This is a genomic window from Verrucomicrobiota bacterium (genome assembly GCA_016871495.1).
Lineage (GTDB): Bacteria > Verrucomicrobiota > Verrucomicrobiia > Limisphaerales > VHDF01 > VHDF01.
This window is the reverse complement of sequence record VHDF01000067.1, coordinates 1-16,175: the sequence shown is the minus strand read 5'-3', so window position 1 is coordinate 16,175 and position 16,175 is coordinate 1. Positions and strand designations below refer to the sequence as shown.

General features: G+C 60.8%; 15 protein-coding genes. 11 read left to right on the top strand and 4 right to left on the bottom strand.

Features of this window, described 5'->3' with window-relative positions:
* Positions 1 to 287: 287 nt before the first annotated feature.
* Positions 288 to 1,040: a translation initiation factor IF-3 gene (locus FJ404_14025; GenBank protein MBM3823978.1), complete on the bottom strand. Its 753-nt coding sequence runs from the start codon at positions 1,038 to 1,040 to the stop codon at positions 288 to 290.
* A 152-nt stretch (positions 1,041 to 1,192) separates the two neighbouring features.
* On the opposite strand from FJ404_14025, the gene FJ404_14020 reads away from it, so the two are divergent.
* From FJ404_14020 to FJ404_13980, 9 genes are all read left to right on the top strand, one after another.
* On the top strand, positions 1,193 to 2,362 hold the full coding sequence (locus tag FJ404_14020) for a Gfo/Idh/MocA family oxidoreductase (GenBank protein ID MBM3823977.1): 1,170 nt from the start codon (positions 1,193 to 1,195) through the stop codon (positions 2,360 to 2,362).
* Between the two features lie 70 nt (positions 2,363 to 2,432).
* Positions 2,433 to 3,089, top strand: a complete 657-nt coding sequence (locus FJ404_14015) for a TIGR00730 family Rossman fold protein (protein ID MBM3823976.1) — start codon at positions 2,433 to 2,435, stop codon at positions 3,087 to 3,089.
* 44 nt (positions 3,090 to 3,133) lie between these two features.
* A complete protein-coding gene (locus tag FJ404_14010; GenBank protein MBM3823975.1) occupies positions 3,134 to 4,420 on the top strand; it encodes an insulinase family protein in 1,287 nt (428 codons plus the stop codon).
* Between the two features lie 193 nt (positions 4,421 to 4,613).
* Entirely contained in the window at positions 4,614 to 6,962 is a 2,349-nt protein-coding gene (locus FJ404_14005; GenBank protein ID MBM3823974.1) for a cation-translocating P-type ATPase, read from the top strand.
* 40 nt (positions 6,963 to 7,002) lie between these two features.
* Positions 7,003 to 7,383 (top strand): dUTPase, encoded by a 381-nt coding sequence (locus tag FJ404_14000; protein MBM3823973.1) that lies wholly within the window; start codon positions 7,003 to 7,005, stop codon positions 7,381 to 7,383.
* A 3-nt stretch (positions 7,384 to 7,386) separates the two neighbouring features.
* Positions 7,387 to 7,638: a MoaD/ThiS family protein gene (locus FJ404_13995; protein ID MBM3823972.1), complete on the top strand. Its 252-nt coding sequence runs from the start codon at positions 7,387 to 7,389 to the stop codon at positions 7,636 to 7,638.
* On the top strand, positions 7,635 to 8,081 hold the full coding sequence (locus tag FJ404_13990) for a molybdenum cofactor biosynthesis protein MoaE (protein ID MBM3823971.1): 447 nt from the start codon (positions 7,635 to 7,637) through the stop codon (positions 8,079 to 8,081). The genes FJ404_13995 and FJ404_13990 overlap by 4 nt, the downstream gene beginning before the upstream one ends.
* A 30-nt stretch (positions 8,082 to 8,111) precedes the next feature.
* Positions 8,112 to 9,335 carry a TCR/Tet family MFS transporter gene (locus FJ404_13985; protein ID MBM3823970.1) on the top strand — a complete coding sequence of 408 codons (1,224 nt, stop codon included), beginning with the start codon at positions 8,112 to 8,114 and terminating at the stop codon, positions 9,333 to 9,335.
* A gap of 62 nt (positions 9,336 to 9,397) precedes the next feature.
* Entirely contained in the window at positions 9,398 to 10,876 is a 1,479-nt protein-coding gene (locus tag FJ404_13980; GenBank protein MBM3823969.1) for a CvpA family protein, read from the top strand.
* Positions 10,877 to 10,906: 30 nt separating this feature from the next.
* Here FJ404_13980 and FJ404_13975 read toward each other — a convergent pair whose 3' ends face one another.
* The 3 genes from FJ404_13975 to FJ404_13965 form a co-directional block, all read right to left on the bottom strand.
* Positions 10,907 to 11,380 carry a hypothetical protein gene (locus tag FJ404_13975; protein MBM3823968.1) on the bottom strand — a complete coding sequence of 158 codons (474 nt, stop codon included), beginning with the start codon at positions 11,378 to 11,380 and terminating at the stop codon, positions 10,907 to 10,909.
* Positions 11,381 to 11,393: 13 nt separating this feature from the next.
* Entirely contained in the window at positions 11,394 to 11,960 is a 567-nt protein-coding gene (locus tag FJ404_13970; protein ID MBM3823967.1) for a sigma-70 family RNA polymerase sigma factor, read from the bottom strand.
* A 65-nt stretch (positions 11,961 to 12,025) separates the two neighbouring features.
* Positions 12,026 to 13,084: a polyprenyl synthetase family protein gene (locus FJ404_13965; protein MBM3823966.1), complete on the bottom strand. Its 1,059-nt coding sequence runs from the start codon at positions 13,082 to 13,084 to the stop codon at positions 12,026 to 12,028.
* A gap of 166 nt (positions 13,085 to 13,250) precedes the next feature.
* On the opposite strand from FJ404_13965, the gene FJ404_13960 reads away from it, so the two are divergent.
* Positions 13,251 to 14,060, top strand: a complete 810-nt coding sequence (locus tag FJ404_13960; GenBank protein MBM3823965.1) for a hypothetical protein — start codon at positions 13,251 to 13,253, stop codon at positions 14,058 to 14,060.
* Positions 13,984 to 16,134: a PAS domain S-box protein gene (locus tag FJ404_13955; protein ID MBM3823964.1), complete on the top strand. Its 2,151-nt coding sequence runs from the start codon at positions 13,984 to 13,986 to the stop codon at positions 16,132 to 16,134. The genes FJ404_13960 and FJ404_13955 overlap by 77 nt, the downstream gene beginning before the upstream one ends.
* Positions 16,135 to 16,175 lie beyond the last annotated feature (41 nt).

The window sequence follows — 16,175 nt, the reverse complement described above, 5'->3', positions numbered from 1 at the left end:
GTGCTCGTACGTGCGGTGTCCTCACCGGGCGTCCCGTGCATGAAACATGCGGGCTAGCGCAGGCGGTTGAGCCGTTTCGCCGACGGCCCGTCTGCATTGCGGTTGAATTCACTTCAAACGGCGGCCCAAGGTAGCTCGTGCCTCGCAACCCTGGGCTGGAGGATACGATCCCTTTGGGAGGGAAGGGCGGGAATGTCTACCTCTGCAGAAACGATGCTTCCGAACTCCGCCTCAGCGACCGCCAAGTGGGCTCAACCTGATTCCACGCCAAGTCAGGAGTTCTGAGTTTACTGGGGAGAGGCGGGCGCGTCTTTCAGGCTGATTTGGCCGAAGGGATTATTGCTGAAATGGGTTGGGGCGGGGGCGGTGGGAGCGGCGGATCCCGGCATGGGCGGGGGTTCCACCGAGACGAGCGGGGCGAGTTTGGCGTGTTTGCTTTCGACGGAGGACCCGCCTGATGCGCTCAATTCTCCCGGGGGTTTGGCCCGCTTGTTCCGCGGATGGGGGCTGTACATCATGTTGATGCTGCGGCCGACCAGTTTGGCGGGAGCGTCGGGATGTCCCCAGGGGGCGACTTCTTTGGTGAATTTCTCGACGACTTGGAAGCCAAATTCGGTGTGCGCCATTTCGCGTCCGCGGAACCGGAGCGAGACCTTCACCTTCATGTCTTCGCAGAGGAATTCGATGCCGTGGGACAGTTTGACGCCGAAGTCATGTGGGTCGATATTGGCGCTCAACTGAATTTCCTTCACGCGGTTGGCGTGCTGATGTTTCTTGGATTCCTTGTCCTTCTTTGACTGTTCGTAGCGGTATTTGCCGTAATCGACCAACCGGCAGACCGGGGGGGTCGCGTTGGGGGCGATTTCGACGAGATCCACGGCCTGCTGTCGGGCCATGTTGATCGCGTCGCCGAGGGTGAGAATTCCCACCTGGCTTCCGTCCGTTCCAATGACGCGCACTTCGCGGGCGCGGATTTTACCATTGATCCGAACGAAGGAATTTCCGGGGGACGATGAGCGGGGGGAGAAAGGGCGGCTCAAGACACCCTCTTCGGTTGAAACTTAATCATGAAGCATTTGCTAACGCTGGCCCAATCGGCATTAATCAAAAGGATTCTGTCTGAAAGGGCCTTTTGAATCAAGCTAAAACTGGACATTTACGGCGGGCCTTCCATCCTGTGGGTCTTATGGCAATGCCCTTGCATACCTTGCGCGCCGGAATCATCGGAACGGGGTTTATCGGTCCGGTTCATCTGGAGGCGCTGAAGCGGTTGGGGGTGCAAGTCACAGCCATTTGCGGCTCGACCAAGAACGCACGGTTGGCGGCGGAGCGTTGGGGGATACCCGAAGTTTACGGCGATTACGATTTCCGGGCCATGTACCGGTCTCCCAACGTGGACGTGGTGCATATCACGTCGCCCAACAAGGTTCATGTCGAGCAGTCTTTAGCGGCGCTCGCGGCGGGCAAGCATGTGATTTGCGAGAAGCCCCTCGGCATGACCGCGCGGGAGACCGAGCGGGTGGTGGTGGCGGCGAAGAAGAAGTCGGCGCCGGTTTTTGCGGTGAATTACATGTGCCGGTTTTTTCCGGCGGTGTTGCAAATGCGAGCCATGGTCGAGCGTGGCGACCTGGGGCGTATCATCCATGTGCAAGGCCACTTTTTCCAAGACTGGCTGCTCAAGGAGACGGACTACAACTGGAGGGTGCTGGCGGGGGAAGGGGGCAAGTTGAGGGCAGTGGGGGATATCGGCACGCATTGGATTGACGCGGTCTCGTTCATCCTGGGCGCCAAGGTCGAGCGCGTTTTTGCCCACATCGAGACCTTTCACAAGACCCGCTACCGTCCGAAGGGCGAAGTGCAGACGTTTGCCCAGGTTGATCCGAAGACGATGGTTCCGTATCGCTGCGACACGGAGGACTTTGGCAGTGTGCTGCTGAAATTCGGACGAGCCAGCCATGGTCATGCGCAGGGGGTCCACGCGAGCGCTTCGATTTCGCAGGTGGCCGCGGGATGGAAATGCAGTTTGTATCTGGGCATTTACGGGACCCGCGGCAGTGTGCGCTGGGATTTGCAGCAGCCCAACGAAATTACGGTGGGGCGGCGCGACGAGCCCAATCAGATTCTGCAACGGGCCACAGCAGGGTTCAGCGAGGATGTCGCGGGGTTCACTGATTATCCGGGAGGGCATCCGGAGGGGTTTCCGGACAGCCACAAGATGCACTATCGCGCGGTTTACGAGCACATTGCGAGCGGTCGCAAGACGCCGGTGCTGTTTGCGACGGCGGCGGACGGGCATCATGAAATGCGGTTGTGCGAGGCGGTGCTGAAGAGCAGTCGGACACGGGGTTGGGTGAAGCTTTGAGAGCGGTTCCACTTGTTTCGGGGGATCCCACCAGTATCCTTCCGGCGTGCACACTCCCAATCACGTCTTCATGCGCGAAGATCCCTGGCGCATTTTCAGGATCATGGCGGAATTCGTGGATTCGTTTGAATCCATGTCACAGGTCGGCCCGGCGGTGACGGTGTTCGGCTCCGCGCGAACCAAGCCTTCGGATCCTTATTACAAACGATCGGTAGAACTGGCGGAGGCCCTGGCGCATCACAACTTGGCGGTGATTACGGGCGGCGGGCCCGGCATCATGGAGGCGGCGAACCGCGGGGCGTCGAAGGCTCGAGGCAAGTCGGTGGGACTCAATATCGAACTCCCTCACGAGCAGAAAGGGAATTCCTACGCCAACATGCCCATCCAATTTCACTATTTTTTCATCCGCAAAGTTTGCTTTGTGAAGTACAGCATGGGCTTCGTGTTCATGCCGGGCGGGTTTGGGACCTTGGACGAGTTTTTCGAAGTCATTACGCTGGTGCAGACACACCGTATTTCTCATTTTCCACTGGTCCTGTTCGGAAAGAAATACTGGAGCGGCTTGATCCGCTGGATGGAGTCCACTTTGGAGGGGGGGCGTTTCATCAGCCCCGGCGACAATGATCTCTACCGAGTGACGGACGACGTGGGCGAGGCGGTGGATTACATTCTGGAGTATGTGAAGCGGGTGGGGCCGCCCGAATCTGTGCCCATGGCCTTTTCGTGACGGCAGGCAGACTTCAACAGGCGGCGCTGGACCGGCGGGGTTCGATGAGTGGCGGGGGGCTTCGGACGCGGGTCACGCGCTTTCCCGATGGAGGGGCGGTGTTGACGCGCGATTTGCCGGGGCGGTCGAGTGTGGCTTTGGGCCTTTGGTTTGCGGTGGGGGGGCGATTGGAGCGGTTGGAGGAGAATGGCGCTGCGCACTTCATCGAGCATATGTTATTTAAGGGAACTCGCCGGCGATCAGCCCGGGAGATTTCCGAGGCGGTCGAAGGCCTGGGAGGGTACCTGAACGCTTTTACCACCGAGGAAGCCACGTGCTTTCACGCGCGCGCGAAGGCGGAGCATTTGGACACCTTGTTCGATGTGCTGGCGGACATGGTGGTGAACTCGCGATTTGATCTGGAGGACGTAGCCAAGGAGCGCGAGGTCATTAAGGAGGAGATTTCCATGTATGACGATCAGCCGCATCAGCTTGTCCTGGATGCCTTGAACGAACTGATGTGGCCAGATCATCCACTGGGACGGCCGTTGGCGGGAACGCGACGCTCCGTGTCGCGGTTGGGCCGTCCCGAACTGAGGCGTTTCATGCGGCGTTATTACACGGCGGGCGCGCTGGTGGTGACGGCGGCGGGGCGGGTCCGGCATGAAACGGTGGCTGCGTGGACGCGCGGATTGCGGGACCGCCTGCCGCAGCGACCCGCGAGTCGGGGGTTGCCCGCGGGAAAGGCTCAACGCGGGCCCCGGGTGCGCTGGGTGAGGAAGGACACGGAGCAGACGCAGTTGGCGCTGGGGTTTCGGGCCTACGAGCGGGGCGATCGCCGTCGGTTCGCCCTCAGGTTGCTCAGCGTGCTCCTGGGGGAGAACATGAGTTCGCGGTTGTTCCAGGTGATCCGGGAGGAGTGTGGCCTGGCCTACTCGATTGGAACGTCCGTGGCGTCGTTTCAGGATGGCGGCGCCTTCCTGATCACGGCCGGGTTGGATGACCGTCATGTGGCTCGGGCATTGAAACTGGTCTTGAGGGTGTTGCAGGAGTTTCGGGAGCGTCCACCGGCAGAGGCGGCCTTGAAACGGGCGAAGGATTACGTGCTGGGGCAATTTCAATTGAGCCAGGAGTCGGTGGAGAATCAAATGAACTGGCTCGGAGAGCACATGCTGGGGTTCGGCAGCGTGCCCACGGAGATGGCGTATGAGAGGCATTATTCTGCGGTGCGTTCGGAGGAAGTATGGAGGGTGGCGCGCGAGGTGTTGAGCCCCTGCGGCGCGAATCTGGCGCTGGTGGCTCCCCGAGCCGATCCGCGTGAGTTGCGCAAGCGGATGGATGACCTGGGGTAGCTGCTCTGGGTTGAAATCGAAACCGCCGCGTTCCGCAACCCCAGGGGACCATGACTCGGATCGCCATTGGCTGGCCCTCGTTGAGGGATCGCGGATGGTTCGGGTTTTGGGAAGGGAGAAGCCTTGAAAGCGCCCCCTTCTGGCGTGATGCTCATGGAATGAGAACCGTGCGGGAGACGTGAACGGCCTTCCGATGTCAACTCCCGGAAAAGCTAAGGGCGAGGCGGGAGTGCAGCTTCGCGTGCGAGGCATGACGTGCGCGAATTGCGCCAGGAAGGTTGGCGACGCGCTTCGTGGTGTGGAGGGGGTGGGGCGTGTGGAGGTGAATTTGGAAACCGGGGTGGTGTGGGTCCATGGGCTGGGAAGCGGCCCGCGAGGGGGCGAGTTGGCCAGACAGGCGGTCGAAGGCGCGGGCTTTGATGCTTCGGTGGAACTCGTGGGAGCCAATGAGAAAGGTGGAAGGAGGTTTCCACTGGGATGGCGAGACAACGCCCTGGGAGCCGGAGTTGGGGGTGTTGTCTTGTGGGGGCTTTCCCATTCGACCACCCTGGAATCGGTCTGGTTATCGCTCGCCGTGGGTTTGCTGGTTCAGGTGGTTTGCGGGGCCCGGTTTTATCAGGGTGCTTGGCTGCAAGCTCGGCGAGGGATGGCGAGCATGGACACACTCGTGGCGCTGGGATCGAGCGCCGCGTTTGGGTACAGCGCGGTCATGGTGGCGGGATGGGGGGCGAAGCCGCACGTTCATTTATTTTTTTCGGAAGCAGCCGGGATTTTGGCGTTCATCAGTTTGGGGCATTGGCTTGAATCCCGCGCGGCGGAGAAGGCGAAAAGTGCGTTGCGTTCGCTGATGGAGCTCGCACCGGACAAGGCGAGGGTTCTGGACGAGGACGGGAGCGAGAGGGATTTGCCGGTGGCGGAGTTGTCACCCGGGATGCGGATTCGCGTTCGCGCAGGAGAGCGGTTTCCGTCGGATGCCGAAATCGTGGAGGGTTGGACGGAGGTGGACGAGTCGATGTTGACCGGTGAATCGTTGCCTCGCGCGCGAAAGGAGGGCGGGCGGGTCACGGGGGGCACGGTCAACGGACCGGGTGTGGTGGTGTGTCGCGTGACCTCGACGGGGGCGGACACGGTGCTGGCGCGAATTATTGCCGCGGTGGAGCGATCTCAAGCGAGCCGGGCTTCCGTGCAGCGATTGGTGGATCGCATCAGCCAGATTTTTGTGCCCTCTGTGGTCGTTCTGGCGGTGGGAGTCATGCTGGCGTGGGGATGGTGGCCGGAGGCCATGGCGGGCGCGGCTTCCCGGCTCGAACCGATGTTTTGGCCGAGGACCGAGGCGGGGGGTGGTTGGATGACCGGGTGGGTCTATGCTTGCGCGGTTTTGATTGTGGCTTGTCCTTGCGCGATGGGATTGGCGACTCCGGCGGCGATCATGGCCGGAACGAATGTGGGGGTGAGGCATGGCATTCTTTTGAGAGACGCGAGAGCGATTGAAAACGCGGGGCGGATCAGGGTGGTTTTGTTCGACAAGACGGGAACTTTGACGGTGGGAAAACCGGCTCCGGTTTCGTGGCATGACGCGAGCGTGGGGTTGACGGGAGAGATGGTTGAAGCGGATGGCGAGTCGCCGGACTGGTTGAACCGGGCCAAGGCGCTGGCGGCCCATTCCAAGCATCCGCTGAGCCGAGCGCTGACGGACGGTTCGGGAGGAGATGGGGCGGCGGGTGGAGGAGCGCGGAAGGGCGGATCCGGGCTGGAACCGATGGAATTTTGGAATGTTCGCGAACTTGCAGGGCGTGGTGTGGAGGGCATCTCGGCGGAACGGCCTGAGGAGGTTTGGCGCTGGGGATCGCCCGCGTGGCTTGGGGAGGAGGGGGTGGACATCACGGCATGGAAGCAAGTGGAGGGGGCGGGGGATCGAACCGATCGGGCGGTGGCGGCTTTCGCGCGAGGCATTCGACTGGAGGGGTGGGTGGAGTTTCAGGATTGCCTGAAGCCGGGCGTGCCCGAGATGGTGGAACAGTTCAAACGACGGGGGTATGAGGTTGGCTTGGTGAGCGGGGATCGGCGGGGAGTGGTGGAGCGATTGGCGGCATCGGCCGGATTCGAACGAGCCTGGGTGGTGGCGGAAGCGCGGCCGGAGCAAAAGTCTGATTGGATCCGGCACTGGCAGGAACGGGGACATCCGGTGGCGTTCGTGGGAGACGGGTTGAACGATGGTCCGGCCCTGGCGCAGGCGACTTTGGGGATCGCGGTGAGCCAGGCGAGTGATTTAGCCAAAGAATCCGCGGACATTGTGTTGTTGGGTGCGGATGCGGGGTTGGCGCCGGACGCTTTGGAACTCTCGGGTTATGTCCTGCGGGTGATCCGGCAGAATCTGGTTTGGGCGTTTGCTTACAACGTATTGGCGGCCCCGCTGGCCGCGTTGGGGTTTCTCAGTCCGGTGGTTTGCGCGGCGGCCATGGGATTGTCGGATTTGATGGTGATGGGGAATTCGTTGCGGCTGTTGCGCTGGTCACCCCGGCGTGCCGGGCAGGTGCGGTGATTTTCCTTTGCCGTGGCGGGGAGGCGGCTATCTTTCCGCCATGCAAGAGACCGACCAGTTGCGCGAGCTATTCCGGATGCAGGCGGCGCTGAACCACCGCATTGGAGTGACCACCTCGGGGTTGAGTGACGAGGACAAGACGCGGTGGGTTTTGAACTATTGCCGCGCGATGAACCAGGAGATTGCCGAGTTGACGGACAGTGTGCCTTGGAAATGGTGGGCGAAGTATCAGAAGCTGGACGAGCAGAACGCGAGGGTGGAGGTGGTGGATTTGTTTCATTTCTTGATCAGTCTGGCTCAGGTTCTGGGGATGAGCGCCGACGACGTTTTTCAAGCCTACTGCAAGAAGAACGCGGTGAATTTGCAGCGGCAAGAGAGCGGGTACGCGGTCAAGGATCATCAAGATTCGAAGCATATTTGAGTTGTGACTTTTCGGGTGCCAGTGGTTTTTTGGTCGTATTGCCGGGATTTTACGGGCACCGAGCGGGAGGAGTTTGAGCTGCGAGACGGCGCCACGGTGGGGGAACTGCTGGAGCAGGTTTATGCGCGATTTGGGAAGTTGGGGGAGGCCAGGAGATCGCTTCTGGTGGCCGTGGGGGTGGAGTACGCCGAGCCTGGTCGGCGGCTGGAACGTGGTGAAGAAGTGTCGTTGTTTCCGCCTGTTCAGGGCGGATGAGGGGATTGATGAGGAGGGAGTTTCATTGGACGAGGGAACCGTGGCGGGAAGAGCAGGGGCGTTGGACCGGCGAGGACCGAGGTGATTACGGCGCGGTGGTTCGATTTGAGGGCGTGGTGCGTGCGGTCGAGGCCGGAAGGAGGATTCGCGGCTTGGAATACACCGCCTACGAGGCGATGGCGCGCCACCAATTCGAGAAGCTTTTTGACGGGGCGGGACAGCGATGGCCTGCTTTGGGGGCGGTCGTGGTGGTGCATCGGCTGGGCTTCGTGCCCTCCGGCGAGACTTCCCTGTGGGTCTTGGTGGCGGCTCCGCATCGGTCGGAAGCGCTGGTTGCTTGCGGCTGGTTGATTGATGAGATGAAGCGCTGGGTTCCGATTTGGAAGCAGCCGGTGTGGGAAGATCCGTTGCCGCCGGAGCCGGTCGGCGGCGAGTCCTGCTGAGGGAACGCTGCTGATCAATTACTTGTTGCGATGTCTTCGCGGCGTCCAGCTCTGGCTTTCATTCTGGTCACTTTGGCCCTGGATGTCTTGGGGATTGGGGTGATCATTCCGATCCTGCCGAAACTCGTGGAACAGTTTGAGGGGGGGAGTGTGGCGGAGGCCTCGGGAAGCTACGGATTATTGTCGGCCTCGTATTCGTTGATGCAGTTTGGATTTGCGCCGCTTTTGGGGTGCCTTTCCGACCGGTTTGGGAGGCGTCCGGTGATTCTGGCCTCGTTGTTTGGCGCGGGGGTTGACTATTTCCTGATGGCTTGGGCGCCGAGCCTGGGATGGTTCTTTGTGGCTCGGATTATTTCCGGCGTGACCGGGGCCAACTTCGCGGCGGCGGCGGCGTACATTGCGGATATCAGTCCGCCGGAAAAGCGGGCGGCGCATTTCGGTTTGATTGGGGCGGCCTTTGGCCTCGGCTTTATTTTGGGGCCGGCGCTGGGAGGATTCCTGGGTGGTTACGGGTTGCGAGTGCCTTTTGTGGTGGCGGGGGTGATCACGCTGTTGAACTGGCTTTACGGGTGGTGGGTCTTACCGGAATCGCTGCCACCCGAGTTGAGGCGTCGCGTGAGCTGGGACCGGGCCAACCCGGTGGGAGCCCTACTCCGACTGGGCCGGTATCCTCGCGTTTTGAATCTGGCGGCCGTGCATTTTTTGATTCAATTGGCTCATCAATCACTGCCCAGCACGTGGGTGCTTTACACGGGGTATCGTTATGGCTGGTCGGTGCGACAAACCGGGATATCGCTGGCGATCGTGGGATTGATGGCGGCGGTGGTTCAGGGCGGTTTGACGCGATTCTTGATCCCAAGGTTGGGGGAAGGACGGGCGGTGTTGATGGGGTTGGTGGTCTCGGCCGGAAGTTTTGCGGGGTATGGTCTCGCCACGGAAGGTTGGATGATCTACGCGATTTTGATCGTTGGGTCTTTGGGCGGGATCACGAATCCGGCAGTCCAGTCTTGGGTGTCGAGAAGTGTGGGGGCGGATGAGCAGGGAGGAGTGCAGGGATCTCTGACGAGCCTGGCGAGTCTGGCGGGAGTGGCGGGTCCGCCTTTGATGACCTGGATTTTTGGTGTTTTTGTTTCCGATGGAACGTCCTTGCGTCTGCCGGGCGCCGCTTTCTTTTGCAGCGGGTTGCTGGTGTCTTGGGCGGCGGTGATGGCTTGGGGCATTCTTCGTCGGAATCAGGTCGAGGGTGTGCCTTGAGAGTCCTTGATCGGATCGCATTTTCTGCGTGCTTTTCAGGGGGTGCGACCTAGGCTTTAGGCATGTCCATCTGGTTGCTTGCCGGTGCTCTTCTGGTCTTGTTTGGCGTCTTGGGATTTTTTCTCGGGACCGTGAGGGTATTGATCACGTTGGTGGGATTTGGGGTGGCCGCGCTGAGCGCCTTTCCGCTGGCGCCGCTCTTGAAACCTTTGGTGCCGTTGATGAAGGTTGAGAGTCCGACTTGGGCGGCGGTGTTGCCGCCTTTGATCGCCTTTGTTTTGGTGGAATTGATTTTCTCCATCGTTGCCTTTACGGCGCATTTTCTGATCAAGAAGAAACTGAGTTTGGTGATGGATGAGCTGGGTCAAGCGAAGTTCGACCGGCTCAATCAGCGGACGGGGATTTGTTTCGGGTTGGTGGCGGCGGTGGCGCATCTTCTGGTGATTGGATTGGTGATCCATGTTGGCGGGTATCCTGCGGCTCAGTTTGCGCAGGGTGGGGAGGGGCAGGGAGCGGTGGGGATGTTGGCGGAGGCGCGGATCGCGTTGAAGGAGACCGGGCTCGACAAGTTTACGGCGAAGCTGGATCCGATGAAGGATCGATACTACGAGATCGCCGATGTGATGGGGTTGCTCTACAACAATCCTGTGCTTTCGGGACGTTTGGGTTCTTATCCCGCGTATCTTTCGTTGAGTGAGAAGCAGGAGTTCAAGGATTTGGCGGGGGACACTGAATTTCTGCAGATGGTGCAGACCAAGGGGGATGTCGTCGCGGTGTATGAGCACGCGAAGACGCAGGCCATCCTCAACAATTCTGAAATCGTGACTCAAATCACGGGCGTGGATCTCAAGGATCTTCGCCATTTTTTGGAAACCGGGAAATCGCCCAAGTTTGACGAGGAACCGATTCTTGGCCGCTGGCGTGTTGATGCCAACGCGGTGTTGCGCCAGGCGAAAAAGGTGAAGTCCGACATCACGGCGCAGGAGCTTTCGCAGATCAAGAAGCTGGCGAACACGGTCTTGGCGGGGACGGTTTTGACAGCGACTCCTGAAAATCAGATCTTCATTTCTGCTCCTCCGCTTCCGGCCCCGCCCAAACCGCCGGAGGATGCCAATGCGCTGGAAGGTTCAGGGGCTTCCTCCTCGGCGATGCTTGATCCTCGCTATGGGGTGCGACAACCACCGCAGCCTCCGAGACCCACCGGAGTATCTCCGACGGCGCTTGCTCCGGCCATTCGTCAACGATTTGGCGGCGGAGGCGGGGCGGCGGCTCAAGGGGGCGGTCGCGGGCCTGTGGGGGGAGGCGGGAATCAGCCCACCTACGTGCGGCCGGGCCAGACGGCTGCTCCTGCGGTGCCGGCGATCAAGCCGGAAGAGGTGCGGGTCGCGGGCACGGGCACCTGGAAGTCGGAGGGTGGGACTTACGAAATGGCGTTGCAGACGGATGCCGGGGCGAGCGTGAAACTGAAGGCTCGGCTCGACAAGGAGCGGTTGCTGGTGTCCTCGGGTCCGGTTACGCTGGTCTTCGAGAAAGTGCGTTAATCGTCGTCGGAAATTCCGGAGGGCTTCGAATTATCGCGGGCTGAAGGAGACGCGGGCGATGGGCGAGGGGCGGTCCTCGAACATGAAGCCGATTGGGCCCGAGTCGATCACCGGGCTTAGGCTGGAAAGGCTGGCCGAACCCAGAAGGACAGGATTATCTCTCGTTTCCAGGGCTGGCATGCGAGGGGGGCTCTGGCTGCCGAGGATCGCCCAATGTTGAACGAAAGAGCTGGGATGGGCGTCGTGGGCTGATTGGCTGGCGGCCAATCCGATGAACAGAATTCCACCGAGCATCAGGCCGTAAGAGCAGGCGAGGGCGGGTCCGGCCACTTGATTCCACCAGGAAGCCCAGGGGGAGGAAGGTGGTTCGGAAGGAAACTGGATTTCGGCGAGGACGCCATGAGAGAAGCTGGAGAAGTAACCCGGCGGGGGCTGTTCATGGCGCTTCCATTTGAGCAGGGATCCGAGGCGTCGTGGACTTTCGTGGTGGGACTCTTTTTCCATACGTTCGATCAATTCATTGGAGGTAGCCCGCGAGCAGGGCTTGCAGCTGTTGGCGGGCGTAAAAGAGGCGCGACCGGACGGTGCCGACGTTGCAGTCCAGAATCTTGCTGATTTCCTCGTGGGAGAGGCCTTGGATGTCATGCAGGGTGACGACGAGCCGGTGGACTTCTGAGAGTTCTTGCAAGGCTTCGTTCAAGTGCTGCTGGAGTTCCGCCAGGCTGGCATCGCGGCGCGGGGTTTTTTCTGAAATGAGCTCGACGATCGCCGGGTCATGTTCGGCGGTAAAATCGAGATCGTTCAGGCTCATTTGGGCCTTGTTCTTCTTGAGTTTGCGGAAGTTGATGGCCTTGTTGACGGCGATCCGATAGAGCCAGGTGAAAAAGCTCGAATCTCCCTTGAAGGATGGCAGGGCTCGAAACGCCTTGACGAAAGACTCCTGGGCCAGGTCGCTGGCGTCTTCATGACTGGAGGTCATGTGGTAGAGCGTGGCGTAGATGCGTTCCTGGTAGCGGCGAACCAGGGTGTCGTAAGCTTCCAGGTCTCCCTGCTGGGCGCGGCGCACCAGCGCACGGTCCTCCATCGTCTCGGTGGGGGAGACTTGAGGTTCGCGGGATTGGGCGAGGGTTTCTGCCACAGGAGAGAGCGCTAGGCGGATTCGAGTTCGTTGTTCTGGAGGAGGAGAAATTGGGTGAGCGTGAGGAGGGCCTCACGGCTGGGTGAATCCGGCACGATGGCGAGGGCGGTGCGGGCTTCGTGGAGAGACTGGTGCAGGAAAGACTGCGTTTCCCTCAGGGCCTGGTTTTTTTCAAGCCATTCACGCAGCGGTTTGAGATGGAGTTGGGGGGACCACTGTCCCAGCCAGCTTTCGATGCGGGTGCGTTCCTCCGCGGTTGACCGTTCCAGCGCCAGCAGGACGGGCAACGTGATTTTGCCACTCGCCAAATCGGTGCCGAGAGACTTGCCGGTTCGCGTTTCGGAACCGAAGAGGTCGAGGCAATCGTCGTGAATCTGGTATGCAATTCCCAACTGGTAGCCGTATTTCCTCAGGGCTTGAACTTGGGCCTGAGTTCCCCCGGCCAAGCTGGCTCCAAGAGAGGAAGAAAGGGCGAACAGTTCGGCGGTTTTCATGCCGATGACCTTGAAGTAATTACCCAGGGCAGGGGGAGATTGTTTGGAGCGCAACGTCTGGAGGATTTCACCAGAACAAACGGTGCGTGTGGCCGCAGCCACCGCGCGGCATACCTCGGTGGTTGGAAACTCAGAAGCCAGCTTGAGCGCGTGGGCAAAGAGGCAATCCCCGAGCAACACCGAGACTTCATTGCCCCAGTGTGCGGACGCGGTGGGTCGCATGCGGCGAAGCGAGGCGGCGTCCATGATATCGTCGTGGACCAACGTGGCCAGGTGGACCATTTCGATGATGATAGCGGCACGGACGAGGGCCTGGGAGCATTCACCGACGGATTGGCCGGAGAGAAAAACCAGCGTGGGGCGAAGGTGCTTGCCTTGAGAGGCCAAGGCATAGCGGGCGTAAGGCGCAATTTCCTTGTCGAATCCGTTGACCTGGGCCGCCAGCCCCTCCTGGACCAACTGCAAAAAGGGTTGGACGGGTTCGATAACGGAATCCCATGCCGTGGGAACGGGAGCCTGCGGGAGGCTTGTCTCCACTGTGGTTTCCGATTCGGGCCTGAGCGTTTCTGACAACACGGGGAAAACTTAGGGTTGGAGGTCGCGCAAGTCAAACTTCGGTCTCAGCCGGCGAAAGGGCTGGGAGGGCCTCGCCGGGGTCTGCGTTGATCCCCTCCTGAAGGAAGGAGGAATTGAGCTCGCCGATCAGGTGTTCGGACCTTAGGCTGAAGCGATCGTGAGTCCCATGGAACCGCGTTCCTCGTTCGCCTTTTGGTCGCCCTCAGGGCGGGTCACCCAGCGGCTCGTGTGGGCGGGTATGGTGGGGATGGCGGTCGTGGCGCTGGTCTTTGGAGTGGCGCGATCGCAAGAAGACATCCGACTGCAGGCGGCGTTTCAATCCGTGATTCACGCTCATATGCGGGAGGTCGGGGAACGAGTTGACAAGCACGATGCAATGCTCCTGGCGCTTCACACTTTGCTTCAATACGCGGAGGGCTTGGATTCCAAGGGTTTTTATGCCGCCGCGGCGGAAATTCAAAGCCGTCAGCCCCAACTTCTTGCCTTGGAATGGGCTCCGCGAGTGGACAGAGCGGCGCGGGGTGATTTCGAGAGGCAACTTGGGACGGAAGGGATGTCAAGCCGGCCTATTTTTCTGTGGGGTCCAGGCGGGGAGCGAGTGCCAAGTCCTGATCGTGAGGTTTATTTCCCCGTTCGCTGGACTCATCCGTTCGGATTGAACAGGGAACGAGTGGGAGGAGATTTGGCCTCGACTCCGGGCTTTGAGAATAGGGGGGAGGCGGTCGAAAAAAAGGACACTCTCGCGAGCCAGAAAGGGGTGTTTTGGGTTGGTGGCAAATCAGTTCCCTGCATTGGGGTGGCGGTGCCGGTATTTGAAGAAGTCGAATCGTCTACCCCCCCCGAGTGGGAATCCCAAGCTGTTGGGTTTTTTGCAGGGGGTGTTCGACCTGGAGAAGTTGATGGACGAGGGGTTGTCGAGTGCGGCGCTGGAAGGGGTCGAGGTCAGGGTCCTGGACTTGGATGCGGACTTGCCTGATCGGGTTTTGTTTACGAGGCCTCCGATGGGGGGAAAGCATTGGGAGGAGAGGGCGGGTCGGGAGATGCTCGATGATTGGACCGCCCGGCACGATCTTCCGATCGGCTCGCGTCAATGGCGGGTGGAGTTTCGAGCTTCTCCGGAATGGATCGAGACGCGGCGGTCGTCGATGCCGATCAGTTTGGCATCCTTGGCAGCGGCGCTGGCCTCGTGGGTTTTTCTTTCGTTGCGCAAAGGGATGCACGAGCGGATGGAGATTGAGGAAAAGGTGGCGGCGAGGACGCAGGATTTGACCCGGGCGAAGCATCATTTGGAGGAGTTGGTGCGGGAACGGGAGCGCGCGGAGTTGGGATTGTTGAGAACGCAATACGTCCTTCTGGCGGCTCAGCGGCTGGGACAGATCGGAAGTTGGGAACGCGATTTGGACTCGAACGAGCTCGTTTGGTCGGACGAGGTTTACAGCATTTTTGGGCGATCGAGGGAGTCCTTCGTTCCCACGATGGAACGGTTTATGGAGGCGGTTCATCCGGAGGATCGCGGGAAGCTGCAATCGGTTTCCGAAGCGTCGCTCAAAGCCGGGAAGCCCTTTGGCATTGAGTATCGGATCCTACTGCCGGATGGCGAGGTGCGGCATGTGGTGGTGCATGCTGAAATGGTGCCTGGAGAGCACGGTCGGATGTCTCGAATCCAGGGTGCCATTCAGGATATCACCTCGCGCAAACAGGACGAGCTCTTGTTGCTGGAAGCCCAATCTCAGCTGGTGACGGCGCAGAGGCTCGGTCATATTGGCAGTTGGGATTATGATTTCCGCCGGGCCGAGTTGAAATGGTCAGCCGAGACGTGCCGAATTTGTGGCTATGAGCCGGGACAGGTGACGCCCACGCCCGAGGTGTTTTACGCGCTTTTGCACCCCGAAGATCGGGATCGGGTGAAAACGACAGAGGCCAGGGCCTTGCAGGCGGGATCTTTCACTTCGGTCGAGCACCGGATTGTTCGTCCGAACGGCGAGGTGCGGTGGGTGGTGGGGCGATCGGAGGTGCAGCGGGATGTTCAAGGAAAAACGTTGCGCGTGGTGGGGACGATCCAGGATGTGACGGAGGCCAAGCAAGCCGAGTTCAGGCGCCAAGCGGTCGAGCGGAGCCTCCTCGAGGTGAAGAAGCTGGAGAGTCTCGGCCTGATGGCGGGAGGCGTCGCGCACGAGTTTAACAATCTGTTGTCCGGAATTCTTGGCAGCGCCAATTTGGTCCGGGCGGAGCTGCCTCGGGGCAGTCGGCTGCACGAGCATTTGGAGCGGGTAGAGACTTCGGCGCAGCGGGCGGCTGATCTGACGGCGCAGATGCTGGCTTATGCGGGGCAGGGCAAGCTGGCGAATAAGCCGCTCCGGCTGCCGGCCCTGGTTCGGGACTGCCTGCTTCTCATGCAGGCTTCTGTGGGCAAGCGGCTTGCCATTGAGTTGGAGCTCGACCCCGCTACGCCGTTGGTCCTTGGCGACGCCTCTCAAATTCGCATGTTGGTGGTCAATCTGGTTTTGAATGCGGCGGAAGCGATGCATCGATCACCCGGTAGCATCATGCTCTCCTCTCGGAGAACGAGGCTGTCACGGGTCGAATTAGACGCGTGCCATTTGGGGGCGGAATTGCCGGAGGGCGTTTACGCGGAATTGCGGGTGTGCGACCAGGGTGAGGGCATTACGGCGGAGGACTTGGAGAAGATCTTCGATCCCTTTTTCAGCACCCGGTTCAAGGGCCGCGGGCTGGGTTTGGCGGCGGTCCTGGGGATTGTGCGCGGCCACGGCGGGGCGATCGCAGTGGCGACTGAAATCGGCAAGGGCAGCTGCTTCACGGTGTATTTGCCGGAGTCGGAACTGATGGCGGGGGTGGAGTCGGATGCACGCGCGCCTGCGGTTGGGCAAGTGGAATTGGATCCCCCCCCCGGCATCGCGTCCTTCGACGGTCGGGCCCCGCGCCCGATTTTTACCTCGCCGGGAGTGCCGGGGTTGAATCTCTGGCGCCGATCAAACGGGGGGCGCGGCTGGGAGTCGCCGATGGGGGGGATCGGGCGCTGCTTCCAGTGAGGGAAGGGTGAAGGGGGGTTAGTTGGGCTCCGAGGGCGCTT